Below are 16,529 nucleotides of genomic sequence, written 5' to 3'. Positions count from 1 at the left end.
GCTATTTGTGCAAATATTTGTGCAACTATTTGTGCAACTATGGAGGAGCATCAGGATCGACACCTGACGTGAGTGAAATCGGGCTGACACACTAATAAAACCAGCATTTACTCGCCATAACCCATCTTTAATTCGGCTATATGACGCGCAGGCGAAACAGGATCTGGATACGCAACCTATCCACCCTGCTCGTTATCCACCAGGCAGAAATCCTTATCACTTTTTTAGACGTCTAGACGTAAAAACATGCGTTGACACGGCCATCCAGACATCTTAGCATCATCCTCCATGATGGCAGAGTAACCCAGTGGAACCTCTGCCCAATTTACCCGCCTGTAGCGCCCTGTGCTGTAAGGCTGTGAGCACGGAATAATCCATGATTAAGTTGAACGGTCTCAACAAAGTCTACGGTACCGGCAGTGACGCCGTGCACGCCCTGCGTGACGTGAGTCTGCATGTACCCCAAGGCAAAATATTCGGGGTGATCGGTGCCTCTGGTGCCGGTAAAAGTACCCTCATTCGCTGTGTCAACCTGTTGGAGCGCCCGACAGAGGGGCACGTCATCGTCGCGGGCCAGGATCTGGTCGCCCTGAGCGAGCGGGATTTGACCCAGGCCCGCCGCCAGATCGGGATGATTTTCCAGCACTTCAACCTGCTCGCCTCCCGCACCGTATTTGCCAATATCGCCTTTCCGCTGGAGTTGGCTGGCTGGAGTAAAGAACAGATAAAAAGCCGGGTCGAAGAGCTGTTGGCACTGGTCGGGCTGGAAGCCCGTGCCCACGCCTATCCGTCAGAGCTCTCCGGTGGCCAGAAGCAACGTGTCGCCATCGCCCGAGCACTGGCACCGGCCCCCAAGGTGCTGCTGTGTGACGAGGCCACCTCGGCCCTCGACCCGCAGACCACCCGCTCGATCCTGACCCTGCTCAAGGAGATCAACGTCAAGCTGGGGCTCACCATACTGCTGATCACCCACGAAATGGATGTGGTGAAGGGGATCTGTGACGAAGTGGCCATCATCAGTGACGGCCGCCTGATCGAGCAGGGCGAAGTGGCCTGGTTCTTCAGCAATGCCAAGACCCAGCTGGCCCGTGACTTCATCCACTCCACCATCCATCTGGAGGTACCGCAGGAGTATCAGGATCGGATGAGTAGCGAGCGGGTGCCCGGCAGCTATCCGCTGGTGAAGCTCGGCTTTACCGGCAGCACGGTCGATACGCCGCTGATTTCCGAGGCGAGCCGCCGTTTCAACATCGACATCAGTATTTTGAGCGCGGATATCGAGTACGCCGGTGGCGTTAAATTCGGTTTTCTGCTGGCAGAGCTGTTCGGGGATGAAGCCCAGTGCGCGGCAACCCAGCAGTTCCTGACTGACAACCATATTCAGCTGGAGGTAATGGGTTATGTCCGAAGCCATGATTAATCTGCTCATTATCGAGCTGGGCAACACCTTGCTGATGGTCGCAGGCTCCGCCCTGTTTGGCTGCCTGCTTGGCCTGCCACTCGGCGTGGCGCTGCATGTGACCAAGGGGGGCCAGATCCTGGCCAACCCGCTGCTCAACCGCAGCCTCGGCATGGTGGTCAACGTGGGCCGCTCGGTGCCCTTTATCATCCTGCTGGTGGCGATCATCCCCCTCACCCGCTTGATTGTCGGCACCAGTATCGGCACTATCGCCGCTATCGTGCCACTCACCATTGGCGCAGTGCCCTTTATCGCCCGACTGGTAGAAGGGGCCCTGATGGAGGTGCCGGACGGCCTGCTGGAAGCGGCCAAGGCGATGGGCGCCAAGCCGTTGCAAATCATCACCAAGGTGCTGCTGCCTGAAGCCCTGCCCGGCATCATCAACAGCGTCACCATCACCCTCGTTACCCTGGTGAACTACTCGGCCATGGCCGGGGCCATCGGTGGCGGTGGTCTGGGAGATGTGGGTATTCGTTATGGTTATCAGCGTTTTGACCCCACCGTCATGCTGGTGACCGTGGTTATCCTGGTAGTACTGGTTCAACTCATCCAGAGCGCAGGTGAGCGCCTGGTTCACAAATATGATCATCGTTAATCGTCGATTTCTGACAGGAGGTTTTATGAAATTTGGCATCAAATCCGTTGCGGCAGCGTTGCTGGCTGGCTTGGTTCTGACCGGTTGCGGTCAAAAAGAAGAGAGCAAGGTTCTGAAAGTGGGCGCCATTGCGGGCCCCGAGACCGAGCTGGTTGAAATGGCTGCCAAGGTAGCAAAAGAGAAATACGGTCTGACCGTCGAGATCGTCAACTTCTCCGACTACGTCACCCCGAACGTGGCACTGAACGATGGCAGCATCGACGTCAATGCCTTCCAGCACAAACCTTATCTGGATGCGCAAGTACGTGATCGCGACTTCAAGCTGATACCGGTCGGCAACACCTTCGTCTACCCGATTGCCGGTTACTCCAAGAAGCTCAAGTCACTGAGCGAGCTGAAGGACGGCGCCCAGATCGCAGTACCGAACGATCCGACCAATCTGGGTCGCTCGCTGATCCTGCTGGCCAAACAGGGTCTGATCACCCTGAAGGATGGCGCAGGTCTGGAAGCGACTGTGCTGGATATCGCCAGCAACCCGCGCAATTTCAAGATTGTCGAGCTGGAAGCCGCCCAGCTGCCCCGTTCACTGGAAGATGTGGATCTCTCCATCATCAACAACACTTTTGCCGGTCAGATTGGTCTGACCCCCACCGAAAACGGCCTGTTTGTTGAAGATAAAGAGTCCCCCTACGTCAACCTGATCGTGGCACGCGACAACAACAAGGATGACGAGAAGGTCAAACAGTTCGTTCAGGCCTATCAGACCGACGAGGTCTACAAAAAGGGGGTCGAGTTGTTCAAAGGCGGCCTGGTGAAAGGTTGGTAATTGCTCACTTGGCAAAAAAGGCCACGCAATGCGTGGCCTTTTTTATTGGCGCCGTTATCATATCGTTGAGCACGGCAACACGAACATACTCATCACATGAAAAAATGGTATCTGGCCTACTGCAAGCCAAAAGAAGAGGCCCGCGCCCGCGCCCACCTCGATGCCCAGGGCATCGAATCCTATTACCCTATGGTAGAGATTGAAAAGCTGCGCCGGGGCAAGCGAGTACCTGTACGGGAACCCATGTTTCCCAACTATCTGTTTATCTTTGTCGATCTAAACGAAGTAACCCCGATCACCCTGAAATCGACCCGCGGTATCAGCCGGATCATCCATTTTGGCAGTGAATGGACCCCGATCAACAGCAAGCTGGTCTATCAGCTGATGAGTCGTGATGACAGCGACGAGGCAAGAGCATGCTACGCCAACCTGCCCATCACTGGTGACAAGGTATTGATTGAAGAGGGGCCGCTGGCTGGCTTCGAAGCCATCTATATGGAACCGGATGGGGAAAAACGGGCGATTTTGCTGGTCACCCTGCTCAATCGGGAGACCACCAGCAGCTTCGATAACCACGCCTTCAGACGGCTCGATTAAGGTAAATGGCGGGATCCTCCCGCCATTTCACGCGTGAAGATCGAAGCGGGCGATCACTGCCGTCAGCTTGCCGGTATTCCCAGCCAGTCTGGCAACTATCTCCTCCCCCTGCTGACTGCGTTGGCAGGATTGACGGCTGAGCCCGGCGATATGGTCCACGGTGCCAGCCACCTCCGCGGCAACCCGGGATTGTTGCTCGCTAGCCACAGTGATCGCCTCCAGCTGACCCGATAGCGACTGCACCAGCTGGTGCATGGCGCTCAGGGTGTCGGTCACCAGTCCCACCGCATCTCGCCCCTGTTCAACCAATCGAGTACCCCCACTCACCGTGATCACCGTCTGGCGAGTCTGCTGGGAGATGGCCGCAATGGTCTGGCTGATCTCGGCGGTCGATTGATGGGTACGGGTCGCCAGCTGGCGCACCTCATCGGCCACCACCGCAAAACCGCGCCCCTGCTCACCGGCTCGCGCCGCCTCGATCGCCGCATTGAGTGCCAGCAGATTGGTCTGCTCGGCAATGGTGGCGATCACCTCGGTGATCTGCCCCACCTGCTCACTTTGCCGCTCAAGCAACCCCATGGCTTCGTTGGCCTGCCCAATCATGGCGGCAATCTGCTGCATGGTGTCGGTCATGCGCTCCAGGGTGATCTGCCCTTGCCGGGTCTGCTGCTGCACCTGATGAGCGCTATCAGCCGCGCTGGCAATGTTATCCACCACATCACGGGCACGCATCGACATCTGATCGATGGCAACCGCCACCGCATCGACCTGCTGATCTTGTGCCGTCAAGTCACTCACGATGGCACCTGTGGTGCAGCCCACATCGTGGCACGCGGTCTCAACCTGTCCCACAGCTCCTTGCAGTTCCCCGACCAGATGACGCAACTGGGCAGACATCCGGTTGATGGATCCGGTCAACACCCCCAGCTCATCCTGCCCCGTGATTGGCAGGGGATCGGCCGCCAATCGGCCATCCGCGACCTGGCCCGCCCGGGTCACCAGACTGGCGATGTCACGGGTCAGACGATGGCTAAAGAGCCAGGCGACCACCATGCCAAGCACGATGGCACTGCCGCTTGCCAGCAGCAGGGTTTGGCTGATGGTTTGCCCGGCTTGGGTCATCTGGCGCGAAATCGCCTCTACTTCGGCCCCGGTTTTGGTAATTTGTTGTACCAGCTGCTCACTGAGACGGGACTGCATCGGCTCGATGTCGGTTGCCATCAGAAAATTAGCCTGATCCCAATCCGGCGCCTGCCGCTTGCTGATCACCTGATCCACCAGCTCTGAGAAAGGTGTCGCCATCTCTTCAAACAGCTGCCAAAGGCTGCGCTGGGTCTCGGTAAAGAGCGCGGCTTGTTGTTTCACCTCCGCCACCCGCTGCAGGTGAAACTGGTAGTAATCCTGATATTTACTGCGGTATTCGGGATCGCCAGAGATAAGAAAATCCCGCAGGGCAGAGAGCGCATTGGCGAGGCTGTTGTAGGCATCCCCCACCTGCTTAAGCAACATGCGACGATCGCCCGTGAGCTGATCCTGCGGGGTAGCGACCTCCTCATTGGCAAAAGATTGCAATTGATCGAGCGCAGCCTCCGCCAGCGGCCCCGCCTCTTGCAGCATCAGGGTGTGGGCAGGCAGGTTCTCTTCACTCTGTGCTATGGTCCAGACCTGCTCCTGCTGGCGCTTGAAGGTATCGAGGGGCTGAGTGAGCACCGGGCTGAACGCCTGATGGGCAATAGCTTGCCAGGCCGACTCCCACTCCTGCTTGAGCCGGGAGGCCTGGGCAGGGTCTTTACCGAGGATCAGATAGCCCCGCAAGGCAGAAACAGTGGCAACCAGCGCCTTCTGGCTCGCCTCATCCCGCTGCAGGGCAGGCAATGCCTGCTCCAGCAGGGTGTGCTGGGCCTGATTGATCTGGGTCAGCCGGTAATAGACCAGCGTGGAGGAGAGCAGGATCAGCAGGTTGATAAAACCGAAACTGAGCAGTAGCTTGCTTGATATTTTCATGAACATCCTTGTTCAAACGTGGCGCTCAGGCCAAAAAAATCAGATAGATAGCAGTGTAGGCAATCTATCTTGCCAAGTCCGGTGCCAATGCTGCAATTCACTGCGCGGCATCGGCTTGGCGGAGAAAAAGCCCTGACAAAGATCACAGCCGAGCTTGGCCAACAGCTGCCAGGTCACCTCGTCTTCCACTCCTTCTGCCACCGATTTGAGTCCCAATTTGCGGGCCAGTTCAATACTGGACTCGATAATGGCCAAACGAGCCGGATCGGCATAGCAGCGATGGACGAACGAGCGATCCAGCTTCAACTCGGTAAAAGGCAACGTGGCCAGCTGTTGCATCGAGGAGTAACCGGTGCCGAAGTCATCGATGGAGAGACCAAAACCGTGCATCCGCAGCCGGGTCAGCACCTCCAGCATGGCACCAATATCTCGAATAAAGGCACTCTCGGTCACCTCCAGAGTGATCAGTTCAGGATCAACGCTCCAGCGCTGACATTGCTCAACCAGGGTCTGGCACACGCCTCCCTCATGGAGTGAACTGACACACAGATTCATCGACAGATTGATCGATAACCCGGTTTTCCCCCAAAAATGGGCATCACTCAGCGACTTGCTGATGATAACGTCGGTCAGAGAGTCGATCAGGCCGTGCTCCTCTGCCATCGGAATAAAGAGTCCAGGGGAGATCAGCCCGAACTCCGGATGCTGCCAGCGTGCCAACGCCTCCATCCCCACCCACTGACCGGTAGCAAAACTGACCTTGGGCTGATACCAGGGCACAATCTGGTCACGATCAAGGGCCAACTTCAAATCATCGACATCCAGGCGGTAGGCTTCCTCTCTGCGAGCAAGAGGTAACGCGGGAGACCAGGTATCGATCAACTGCTTGAGCTGCGCCGGCTGGCAGGGCTTTTCAATGCGGCCCAGCACCTGCAAGCCATAGGCAGAGCCCATTCTCAGCACCGCATCAACCACATCCCCCCCCAGCGCACTGGAGAGAATAATGCCGCCACGAAAGCCCGCCAGCGAGAGGCGACGGAGCAAACCCATGCCATCCATACCGGGCATTCGCAAGTCACAAAACAGGATATCGATATTGTGCAGCTGACACAGCTCCAGCGCCTCCAGGCCATCTTTGGCTTCCAGCAACTGGTGATAGCCCAGCCCGCGGACCTGGTGCAGCAGGGTCTTGCGCTGAAAAGCGTGATCCTCGACCACCATGATGACCGGGTTGTATTCTGTTTTATGCATCTAGCCATAACCTCGTTTTATGGGTTACCTGAGTCATCAACTCATCAACACGCTGAGCCCATCCCTCCAGCGCGCCCCATTGCTCTAATCGTGCTGCCGATTCAAGGCGTTCGGCCTGCTCGGCCAGCTCGTCTTCACCCACGATGCGGGCTGCACCCTTGATACGATGGGCGACCTCCAGCAGGGCGTCTGCATCACGGGTAGCCAACGCCGCCGACATTTCTACGCCATCTTGCTGGTTAGAGGCCAGATACTCACCCGCCATGGCTCGGCCAGTTGCCTCGTCACTAAACAAGGCTATCCAGCGCTCGGCCAACTCGCTGTCAGCACGCTCTGGCAGCGGCTGGGGCTCAGCCAACTGCGAGGCGGGCAGCCACTGCAGCAAGATCTGGCGTAATGCCTCCAGCAGATAGGGTTTGAGCAGCATGCCATTCATCCCCGCAGCCACCATCCGTGCCGACGCCTCCTTCGAGGTATCAGCAGTAACCCCGATAATGGGCGCCCGTTCACCTTGCGCCCGTAGCTGCTGGGTCAAGGTAAAACCATCCATCACCGGCATGTGACAGTCGGTCAATAACAATGAAAAACGCTGCTCTTGCCACGCTTTCAGTGCTTTTTCACCATCTTCTACTACCTCGCAATCGACTCCCAGCAGGGTCAACTGGCGCACCAACAAGGCACGATTAACCGGGTGGTCATCCGCCACCAGCACCCGACCACTCAATTTTTGCTCGCTTTCTACCATGATGGTGTGCACTGACCCGCCAAGTAATTCGCGGCAGCTTTCGAGCAATAAATCCGGATAGAGTGGTGACTGGCCAAGCCGCCACCAGCGTTCGGGTCCCAGCCGTGAGCGCAGCACTTCGCGGGAAGAGAAGATGATCCCCTTGAGGTCGGGCTTTTGTATCCGCGCTAACCAGTCACTGCCCAAGGCACGCTCCAGCTGATCTTCATCGGCCAGTAACAACCCGCTGATGCCACTGCCAAGGCGCTCGGCATCGACAGGCTGCAAGGTGGCACCGAAGCGCTGCATCATTGCGTGTAACTGTGGATCATCGCCGAAGTACCACCATTCACTGTCCGCCAGCACGGGGGTATCCCATCTCGGATTGGTGATCGGTATCGTGAAACAGAAACTGGCCCCCTCACCGGCACGGCTCTTGAGGGTCAAGCTGCCACCCATCTTGCGGATCAACTGATCGCAGATAGCCAACCCAAGCCCGGTGCCGCCGAAGCGGCGATTGATATCCGACTCCAGTTGCTCGAATGGAGTAAATAGCAGCGCCTGCTTCTCTTCCGCGATCCCGATCCCGGAATCTGTCACCGTCACCACCAACTGCTGGTTGTGATAGTGCACATTGATGGCAATGACCCCGCGCTCGGTAAATTTGACCGCATTGTTCAGCAAGTTGGAAACCACCTGGGCAACCCGGACGGCATCGATATCTGCCCGATCAGGGACATGCCCCGCCCAGCAGAGGTCAACATGCAACCCCTTACCATGGGCCTGGGTAGCATGTCCGCGGATCGCATCGCATATCACCGACTGAAGGTGGCTCATGTGGTTATCTATATGGAGCTGACCTGCCTCGATTTTGGAAAAATCGAGGATGTCGTTCACCAGATAGAGCAGGTTATTGGTCGAAGTGACCACATTGCGCAGCAGGTAACGTTGATCATCATCCACGTTGCTCATCCGCAGCAGCTCCAGCATGCCGTGCATCCCGGAGATGGGGGTGCGCAACTCATGGCTCATGGTGGCCAGAAAGCGGCTACGGGCTCGCATGGCCTGCTCGGCATTGGCTCGCGCCTCACGCAGCGCCTTTTCTTGCAGCTTGAGAGCTGTGATGTCCTGCACCATGCCATTAAGCAGCAGGGTATCTTCCCCCTGCTCAACAAAGGTGCCACGCACCTGCAGATAACGCTCCCCGCCATGGTGGGGCACCTTGACCTCCCAATCGATCGGGGTCAGGGTCAGGGCATTGTCGGCAACCCTGTAGGTAAACTCCTGCAGCACCTCTTCACTAACACCAAATCCTTTCCATTCGGACCTGGCCGACATCAGCGCCCGAGAAGGCACTCCCAGCGTCTCCCCCGCGCCTTGCGACACATAGAGAAAACGCCCCTGTTCCGAACGATGCCATTGGTACTGATAGACCACCCCCGGCATGCTGTCGGTCATGTCTCGCAGCATGGCTTCCACTTCACGGACCTTGTTTTCTGCCGCTTTCAGGGCACTCACATCGGTCAGCACGGTCAATACTCCCTGGATCTCCCCATCAGGGCCCCGATAGGGCAACTTGACGTAGACCACATGGAACTGGGAGTCATCGATCCGCCGGGTAAAACCAGCCCCTTCATACATGGTGCCGGTTTCCCAGACCGAGAGCTCTTCACGCAACATCTGCTCCCGCTCGCTCAGCTGCATATAACTCCAGCCATCCCCGCCAGACTCGGCCCCGATAAAAGCCTCTCGATATGCCCTGTTGCAGAGAGTCAGGTTCTGCTGACGATCCCGCAGGGCCACCATGCTCGGCAAGGAGTCGAGCAGCGTCTGAACAAAAGCCAGCTGCTCATTGAGCTGTTTTTGTGCCTCTTTTCGCTGGTCATTTTGCCGCTGTAGCGTTTGGTTCCAGTGCCAGAAGATGGTAAAGAACACCAGTGCACCGCCAGCACACACCAGAAACCACAGCACCACTGTGCGAGTCTCCAGACCGGTCTGCAGTCGCATCGTCAACCAGCGGGATTCAAGCTTGTCAATCTCATGCTGGGGGATGGCATAGAGTATCTTGGTCAGGATCTGCTGCAGCATAAGGTCAGCAGGGGATACCCCCATGGCGCCGGGGAGGCGCAAATTTTGCCCGGAGTAGACCACCCGATAGCGATCTTCAAAGCCACGCCCCAAGGTGGTCGGCAAGGTGGTCATGGTGAGCAGAATATAATCGGCCCTCCCCTCATCCAACAAGCGCAGCAGGCGGCTGTCATCCTTGACCTCCACCGGGAGTGCCCCCAGCGATGCCAACAGCTCCTCGTCAATGGATGCATCCACAATGCCGACCCGCATACCTCGCAACAATCCGAGGTCAGACAGGTTTTTGCTATGTCTTCCCCCCACGATAACGCGGTCAACAAACATGTAGTTGGGGGTGTAAACACCCAGATGCTCGCGCTCTGCCGAAGGGGTCATCACAGGAATAAAGTCGATCTGATGTTTTTTGAGCAGTTCCTGAGTCTCTCGCCAGGAGTCGGTGCGCACCAGAGAAAACTCCAGCCCGGAATAGCGGCGCAGCAGGGCCACTATGTCGGGTACGTAGCCCACTAACCTGCCGCGATAATTGAACTCGCTCATCGAGACCCAGTTAGGTGAGACACCGTAGCGCAAGACCGGATGCGTGCGCAGCCAGGCTTGCTCCTCGGGGGTAAATTTGACCGTGGTGATCTCTCCCGATGCCGAAGCATTCACACCAGTGATCGCTTCAATAATGGGACGCATGTCCGTCACTGGCAGCTCAGGCATGATGTTGTTTACCAAGCGGATGAGCCCAGGGTTGCTGCGCAGCATATTGACAGACAGGGAGGAGACCGGCGCCCACTCCGGTTGGACAATCGCAAAACCGGCATTGGGGTTCTGAACATGTTCAGACATTAACGACGGCATATCAGCCAGATAGGCATCTGCGAGCCGTTGTTTAAGCATAAAGGTCGCTTCACTGCGCCGCTCAACAGCCTTGACCGGCACCAGACCCAGCGCCTCGAGCTGACCACAGGAGTCGGTCCCTACCATGCAGACCCACTTGATGTTACGGGCCTCATCGAGCGAGAGTCCGGCGAGCGGGCGATTTAACAGCACCCCTTGGGGGATAAAGAATGGCAAGGGTACAGAGGCGATCTGGTTTTCCCACTGTTCTCCGGGCGGAAAATTGATGACAATATGCACCTCGCCCGCTTGCAATGCGCTCAGCGCCTCGTCATAGGAGGTGAACTCTTTGTAGTGCAGGGGCACCCCGAGCGCTCTGGCGATCAACAGTGCCATCTCGGGCACCGGGCCGTTGAACCCTTGTACTGCATCCTTGTAGCTATAAGGGGGAGACCCCATCATAGGCATGCCGATGATCAGTTCGTGATTGGCCGTGCGCCACTGGAGCTCGGACTCTTCTAACGTCTCTGCATTCGGACTGCTAACAGCCTGACCCACCACACTCCATAGCAGTAGAAATAAAAACTGGAATAGACGGCAACGGCGGTGGCTCATCAACTCGCTCCAAAGAAAAATCGGCCGCAAATAATAGAGATTTTCGCAAGATTCGCGAATAGATATTCGCGTTTTAACTTAACCCCAGCTTAACCAAATAAAAATGGCAGACCGGGGTCTGCCATCAATGCCAAGAAGGGGGCCATACAGCCCCCTTTCATCAGGTTATTCGATTCCCGAGGCGGAAGCCGGTTTGATACTCCCGCTCGCGAACGAGGGAGATCTGGCCCTGATATCCTTCCAGCCCGATATCTTTGAGCAGGGCGGGCGACAGATTAACCTGCACGAGACGACGCTCGACCTTGGCTATCCGCTTTTGTACCAGGGACTCGACGCTACGCAGTAAAACCAGTTCGATAGACATGACATTCTCCAGTTGAACATGCGGTTCTCCCGGAGAAAGTGGATATCACCCTGCGGGACGAACCGCGGGTGATAAAAAGACAGGGGTTACCTGTTTACGCCACGCGGTAAAAGAGCACGAGATTTCACGCCGCACGCAGTGCCGCGAGAAAATGCAATATTGAGCATCAGATGTTGCATTTTCGTCTCCTTACCGGGTAAAAGTTGAACAGGTTGCAGAAGTCTAAAAAATATCCGAATTTAAAACAAGCCTCTTGCGACTCCTTTTTAAACGTTTTTACGGCATTTTATGCTGCCCGACAGGGAGCTTGGGGCATCAGATCCCCGAGAGTAGCCGGTACTCTTCCAGTACATAGGTATCGGTCATGCCGCTGACATAATCGAGCAGCAACCGCACCCGGTAATACCACTCCTGCTCGTTCTGGCAGGCAAAACGCGGATCCGGGGTGGCGCTCGCCAATCGATAGGCCTTGAGATGGCGGGCCGAGAGGCGGTGATAGAGGCGGCGAGCAAAAAACAGCGCCTGACTCCCCTCCCCGGCCAGCAGGCGGGCAAATTGTGACGCTGGCAGCGCCAGCAGGCAGGCATAGCTGGTCAGCACCCCACGCAGCGCCGCATAGCCTTCCAGTTCGAGGGCTTCCACCTCGGGGCGCAGAAAGACCAGCTCGCGGGCCACCCGCTTGAGAATATCGAGCACCCGCGCCGCTGGCGCCTGACCGTGGAGCAGTGCTTGCGGGTAGGAGCCCTGCAAAATGGCCCCATGTTCGCTGACATAGCTTTGCGCCGCCAGCGCCACCAGATCCCGAGTGAGCAGCTGGCGAAAATGGGGGAAAAAGCCCCGGCTGGATGCCAGCGCGTCATCGAGCAAGGTGCCCATGTAGTCGCTCTGATCGGCCCCCCGCAGCGCAGCCAACAGTTCGCCCAGCGTCAGGATCCGCCGATCGACAGCATCCTCCAGATCAGCGATGCAGTAGGAGATATCATCCGCCGCCTCCATGATGTAGACCAGCGGATGACGGCAGCCGGGGGCCAATCCCAGACTCTGGCCGAGGGCGCGGTAGAGCGGCTGCTCGCTAAAGAAAATGCCCCGCTTGCTGCTCCAGCCATGATGCTGGCCATAGCTGACTCCCGGTTGGGGTTGCTGCGGGTATTTGCACAGCGCCCCCAGCTGCCCGAGGGTCAGGTTGAGTTCGTGCAGACTGTGCACCAGCCGCAGGCTCTGGGCGTTGCCATCAAACAGCTGCAGATCCTGACGTAATTCCGCCCACTGGGCCGAGGGAGGCTGCGCCAGCGCCTGCTGATAGAGGGGATCGAGCATCTCGCCGAGCCACTGGCTCATCACCTGCTCGCCAAAGTGACCGAACGGCGGATTGCCGACATCGTGCAGCAGGCAGGACATCTCCACCAGATTGATAAAGGCCCCTTCGCAGACCTCACCGGGCGGCAAGGCGGCCAGAATGCGACGGCTGATCTGGCGGCCGGTCTCCTGCACTTCAAGCGAGTGAGTGAGACGGCTGCGCACCGAGGCCTTCACATCGAGCGGAAAAACCTGGGTCTTCTGCTGCAGCCGGCGCACCGGCGCTGCCTGTACAATGCGGGCGCGATCCTGCTCGGTCGCCTCCAGCAGATCCTCATCCCCCCAGGGGTGGATGCGCGCGGGGGTAATCAAACGGCTATACATCTTGCAGCTCCTTGCCAGCAACTTCCGTCAGACTCAAGACAGCAACCAGCGCCGCAGACGGGCGATATCGCCGGGATATTCGCGGCGCAGCGTCTCAATCCAGTCCTCTACGTTTTCCCACCAGGCGGGGTGATCCGGGCTCTGGATCAGCTGGGCAGTCTGCTGCAGCCGACGCAGGCCGATGGAGCCTGCCGCCCCTTTGATCTTGTGCGCCTCCTCCACCACCCCCGCCTGATCCTTGGCAATCATGTTGGAGTCGAGCACCGCCATGTAGTCGGGGAGCATCTTCTCGAACAGATCGACGCTGGAGAGCAGCACCGGCTTGCCCACGGTATCGGCGTAATCGGTGAGGAAGGGCAGATCCAGTAACGCATCCTGATTGCCCGCATCCGCCTGCTCGTCCGCTTCATCCTCGGCCAGATCGGCAAACAGGTGACCAATCACCTCCCGCACCGCTTTGGAGCCGAGCGGCTTATTAATCACATCCTGCATGCCGTGATCCCGATAATACTGGCGATCGCCGGTGGAATTGGCGGTGAGCGCCACCATGGGCGGCAAGCTGTCGCCATAGCGCTCCAGCAGTCTTGCGGCCACATCGAAGCCGGTCATATCCGGCAGCTGGATATCGAGCAAAATGAGGTCGAAATCATCCGGGTTGGCCATCGCCAGCGCCTGGGTGCCGTCCCGTGCCACCTGCACCTGATGACCCAGCTTGTTAAGCAAAGCGCAGGCCACCGTCACGTTGAGCTCCACATCCTCCACCAGCAGGATATCGAGGGAGGGCATCTCATCATCGGACTCCGGCTGCACCGGCTCAGCACAGGCCACCTCCAATTCGGCGGTGAAGCAGGAACCTTCGCCCGGATCACTGTCCACATAGAGCTGGCCACCCATCGCCTGCACCAGCTGGCGGGAGACCGCGAGGCCAATGCCGGTGCCGGTAGCGTGCTTCTTGCCCTGCACCTGATAGTACATGGCGAAGATCTTCTCCTGCTGGGCACGCGGGATGCCGACGCCGGTATCCTCCACCTCGAAGTGCAGGGCCAGCTTGCCTGGCTGGTCAGCGGGATGGGAGAGGCAACGCACGGTGACGCCCCCCTCATCGGTAAACTTGACCGCGTTGCCCACCAGATTCCACAACACCTGACGCAAGCGGGTGCCATCGGCCATCACAAATTGCGGCATGTCACCATCGCGATCGAAATGGAGATAGAGCCCCTTCTGCTCCGCCTGAATACGGGAGAGGGTCTCCAGCTCGTCGAGAAACGCAGGCAAGTCGATGCGGGTCGGCGCTATCTCGAGGCGACGGCGATCGAGTTTGTCGAGATCGATGATGTCATTGAAGATATTGCCAAGGGTGACCGCACTCAGATGGATGATCTTGAGCTGCTGATGCTGTTTGGCATCGAGGGGGGTATCCATCAGCATCCGGCTTAAGCCCACAATACCGTTGAGCGGGGTGCGCAACTCGTGGCTGATGGTGGAGATGAAGGTGGTCTTGTCGCGGCTCGCCTTCTCCAGCTTGTCCTGATACTGCTTGCGTTCGGTGATGTCGCGGCCAAAACCGAGCAGACCAAGCCGCTTGCCGAAGCGGTCGAAGAAGGGCACTTTGCGCAGCTCGAAGTAGGCTTTGCGGCCATCCGGGTATTCAAGCCACTGCTCGTAGGTGAGTGGCTCGTTGCTGCTGAACACTTGCCGATCGGTCTCTACGATTTTGTTGGCGATCTCCTGCTTGTAGACATCGAACGGGGTCAGACCGATCAGCTCGGCCTCCACCTTGCCGGTCAGCTCCTCCATGGCGCGGTTGCAGCCAGAGAACTGCTCATCCTCGTTGCGGTAGTAAACCAGATCGGGGGAACAATCGATGAAGGAGCGCAGCAACGCGGTGCGCTCACCCAGATGCAACTGCGCCTTCTCCCGCTGAAATACCTCGTTCTCCAAATCATCGATCGCTTGCTGACGCAGATCCTCGGCCCGGTTGGTCTCGGCAATCTGGGTATTAAGGCGACTGATGTTCTCCTGCAACTGGCTATTGAGCTCCAGATCCCGCTCGCGCATATCTTGCAGCTTGCGCACCATCCGGGTCAGGCGCTGACGGGAATCCTCCAGCTGATCCACCACGATGGAGAGAAAATAGACCGCCCAGGGGGTTACCAACAGGCCAAAAAACACCGAGCGAACGAAGTCGATCACATCGATATTGCCGCGCAGGAACAGGGTAACCCCCATCTGGATGGCGACCGCCAGCACTATGATTCCCGCCGCCAAAAACATACTGAAACGCACCAGTCCCAGCTTGGTCATCAAGTCGACGTAATATTGCGCCCAGGATTTAATCTGCTTCATCTTGTTGTTTTCCCCCGATATTCGCGGTACAGAATAACAGCACAACCGAGTGAACTCTTCTTAATCTCATACAACGACCTCTCGATTGTGTGAGCTGATAGACGAATACCGCAGGCATAACGCCAGTCGATAGGCCATACACAGCATTCAGGAGCACAATTCCATGCGTCATCTTCCGCTACTTGGCCTGGGTCTGCTGGCTGCCAACAGTGCCTACGCCGATTTGGGTGCCATCCCCAAGCAGTCCGGCTGGTCCGGTTTTCTGCTGGGTGGCATCAATGTCATTGACTACCAATCCAATTTTTATAGCGGCAACGATGACCACAGCACGATCGCCGGTCTGAATGGCCCACAAAGCAGCTCCACCGTTGCGCCACTGCTCAACGCCGATATCCGCTACACCTTTGCCGATACCCGCACTCAACTCTTCCTCGGTAACCTGATCCAGGATGCCATTCGCTTCGACTTCACCCAGCAGCTGGGACTGCGGCAGGAGCTGGGAGACAAGGGGATTGTCGGTGGCTCACTGGTATTCAGCGCCATGCCAACCGAGCAGTGGAGCGATCCATTCGCAGTGGGGGTAGCCCGCAGTTCGACCGATATCAACTCCACCGGGGCACGGGCAAGCTGGGATAAAATCTGGGGCAGCAACTTCAACGCTAGCCTGACTACCCGCAATATCGATGTCGATGAAGAGCGCAGCGGTAGCCAATATGGTGCCGAGACAGCAGCCAAGCTGGATCGCAACGGCAAGATCCACGCCCTTGAACTCTCCTATCAGTGGCGTTTTGCCCCCGGCCAAGTGCTTGAACCTGCGCTGATCTATCGCGACGCAGACCTTGATGGCAGCGCCCAGCGCTACAAACAGAGCGGCATACAGCTGACCTATGCCAAGCGGGGGCCCCAGTGGTCATTGGTCAATAACCTCTACCTCGGCCAAAGTAACTATGACGAGGCCAATCCCCTCTTTGGCCAGTACGCCGATGCCGACGAGTTTGCCGCAAACATCATCTTTTTCTGGCATAACCTGTTTGGCGTCAGCGCCCTCTCGGCCACCGCCAGTGCGGCGTATGCCAAATCCAGCTCGGATATCAGCTTCTACGATTCACAAGCCACCCGCTTCAGCACCGGCCTGCTCTACAACTTCTAGTGCGC

The 16,529-nt window shown here is 57.7% G+C and carries 11 protein-coding genes; 5 read left to right on the top strand and 6 right to left on the bottom strand.

Annotation, left to right across the window (positions count from 1 at the left end; translation table 11 throughout):
• Positions 1-376 precede the first annotated feature (376 nt).
• The 4 genes from metN (at position 377) to rfaH (ending at position 3,477) form a co-directional block, all read left to right on the top strand.
• Complete coding sequence (gene metN / locus BN4575_RS07755; protein WP_042018532.1) at positions 377-1,420, top strand: methionine ABC transporter ATP-binding protein MetN; 1,044 nt, start codon at positions 377-379, stop codon at positions 1,418-1,420.
• Positions 1,401-2,054 carry a methionine ABC transporter permease gene (locus BN4575_RS07750; RefSeq protein WP_042018533.1) on the top strand — a complete coding sequence of 218 codons (654 nt, stop codon included), beginning with the start codon at positions 1,401-1,403 and terminating at the stop codon, positions 2,052-2,054. The genes metN and BN4575_RS07750 overlap by 20 nt, the downstream gene beginning before the upstream one ends.
• A gap of 25 nt (positions 2,055-2,079) precedes the next feature.
• On the top strand, positions 2,080-2,880 hold the full coding sequence (gene metQ, locus BN4575_RS07745; protein WP_042018535.1) for a methionine ABC transporter substrate-binding lipoprotein MetQ: 801 nt from the start codon (positions 2,080-2,082) through the stop codon (positions 2,878-2,880).
• Positions 2,881-2,976: 96 nt separating this feature from the next.
• Positions 2,977-3,477, top strand: coding sequence for a transcription/translation regulatory transformer protein RfaH (rfaH, locus tag BN4575_RS07740; RefSeq protein WP_042018536.1), 501 nt, complete (start codon positions 2,977-2,979; stop codon positions 3,475-3,477).
• Between the two features lie 27 nt (positions 3,478-3,504).
• Here rfaH and BN4575_RS07735 read toward each other — a convergent pair whose 3' ends face one another.
• From BN4575_RS07735 to arcB, 6 genes are all read right to left on the bottom strand, one after another.
• Entirely contained in the window at positions 3,505-5,481 is a 1,977-nt protein-coding gene (locus BN4575_RS07735) for a HAMP domain-containing methyl-accepting chemotaxis protein (RefSeq protein ID WP_068977779.1), read from the bottom strand.
• 39 nt (positions 5,482-5,520) lie between these two features.
• Positions 5,521-6,732 carry an EAL domain-containing response regulator gene (locus BN4575_RS07730; RefSeq protein ID WP_068977778.1) on the bottom strand — a complete coding sequence of 404 codons (1,212 nt, stop codon included), beginning with the start codon at positions 6,730-6,732 and terminating at the stop codon, positions 5,521-5,523.
• Complete coding sequence (locus BN4575_RS07725) at positions 6,725-10,984, bottom strand: ATP-binding protein (RefSeq protein ID WP_068977777.1); 4,260 nt, start codon at positions 10,982-10,984, stop codon at positions 6,725-6,727. The genes BN4575_RS07730 and BN4575_RS07725 overlap by 8 nt, the downstream gene beginning before the upstream one ends.
• Positions 10,985-11,144: 160 nt before the next feature.
• Positions 11,145-11,348, bottom strand: a complete 204-nt coding sequence (locus BN4575_RS07720; RefSeq protein ID WP_042018543.1) for a hypothetical protein — start codon at positions 11,346-11,348, stop codon at positions 11,145-11,147.
• Between the two features lie 315 nt (positions 11,349-11,663).
• On the bottom strand, positions 11,664-13,028 hold the full coding sequence (dgt, locus tag BN4575_RS07715) for a dGTPase (protein ID WP_068977776.1): 1,365 nt from the start codon (positions 13,026-13,028) through the stop codon (positions 11,664-11,666).
• Between the two features lie 33 nt (positions 13,029-13,061).
• Complete coding sequence (arcB, locus tag BN4575_RS07710) at positions 13,062-15,374, bottom strand: aerobic respiration two-component sensor histidine kinase ArcB (protein ID WP_068977775.1); 2,313 nt, start codon at positions 15,372-15,374, stop codon at positions 13,062-13,064.
• A gap of 163 nt (positions 15,375-15,537) precedes the next feature.
• Between arcB and BN4575_RS07705 the strand changes: the two genes are divergently transcribed.
• Positions 15,538-16,524, top strand: coding sequence for a DUF2860 family protein (locus BN4575_RS07705; RefSeq protein ID WP_068977774.1), 987 nt, complete (start codon positions 15,538-15,540; stop codon positions 16,522-16,524).
• The last annotated feature ends 5 nt before the right edge of the window (positions 16,525-16,529 follow it).

The organism is Aeromonas sp. EERV15, assembly GCF_900079845.1.
In the GTDB taxonomy this organism is placed as follows: Bacteria; Pseudomonadota; Gammaproteobacteria; order Enterobacterales; family Aeromonadaceae; genus Aeromonas; species Aeromonas sobria.
Note: the sequence above shows the minus strand (reverse complement) of the source record. Positions and strands in the feature narration are given on the sequence as shown.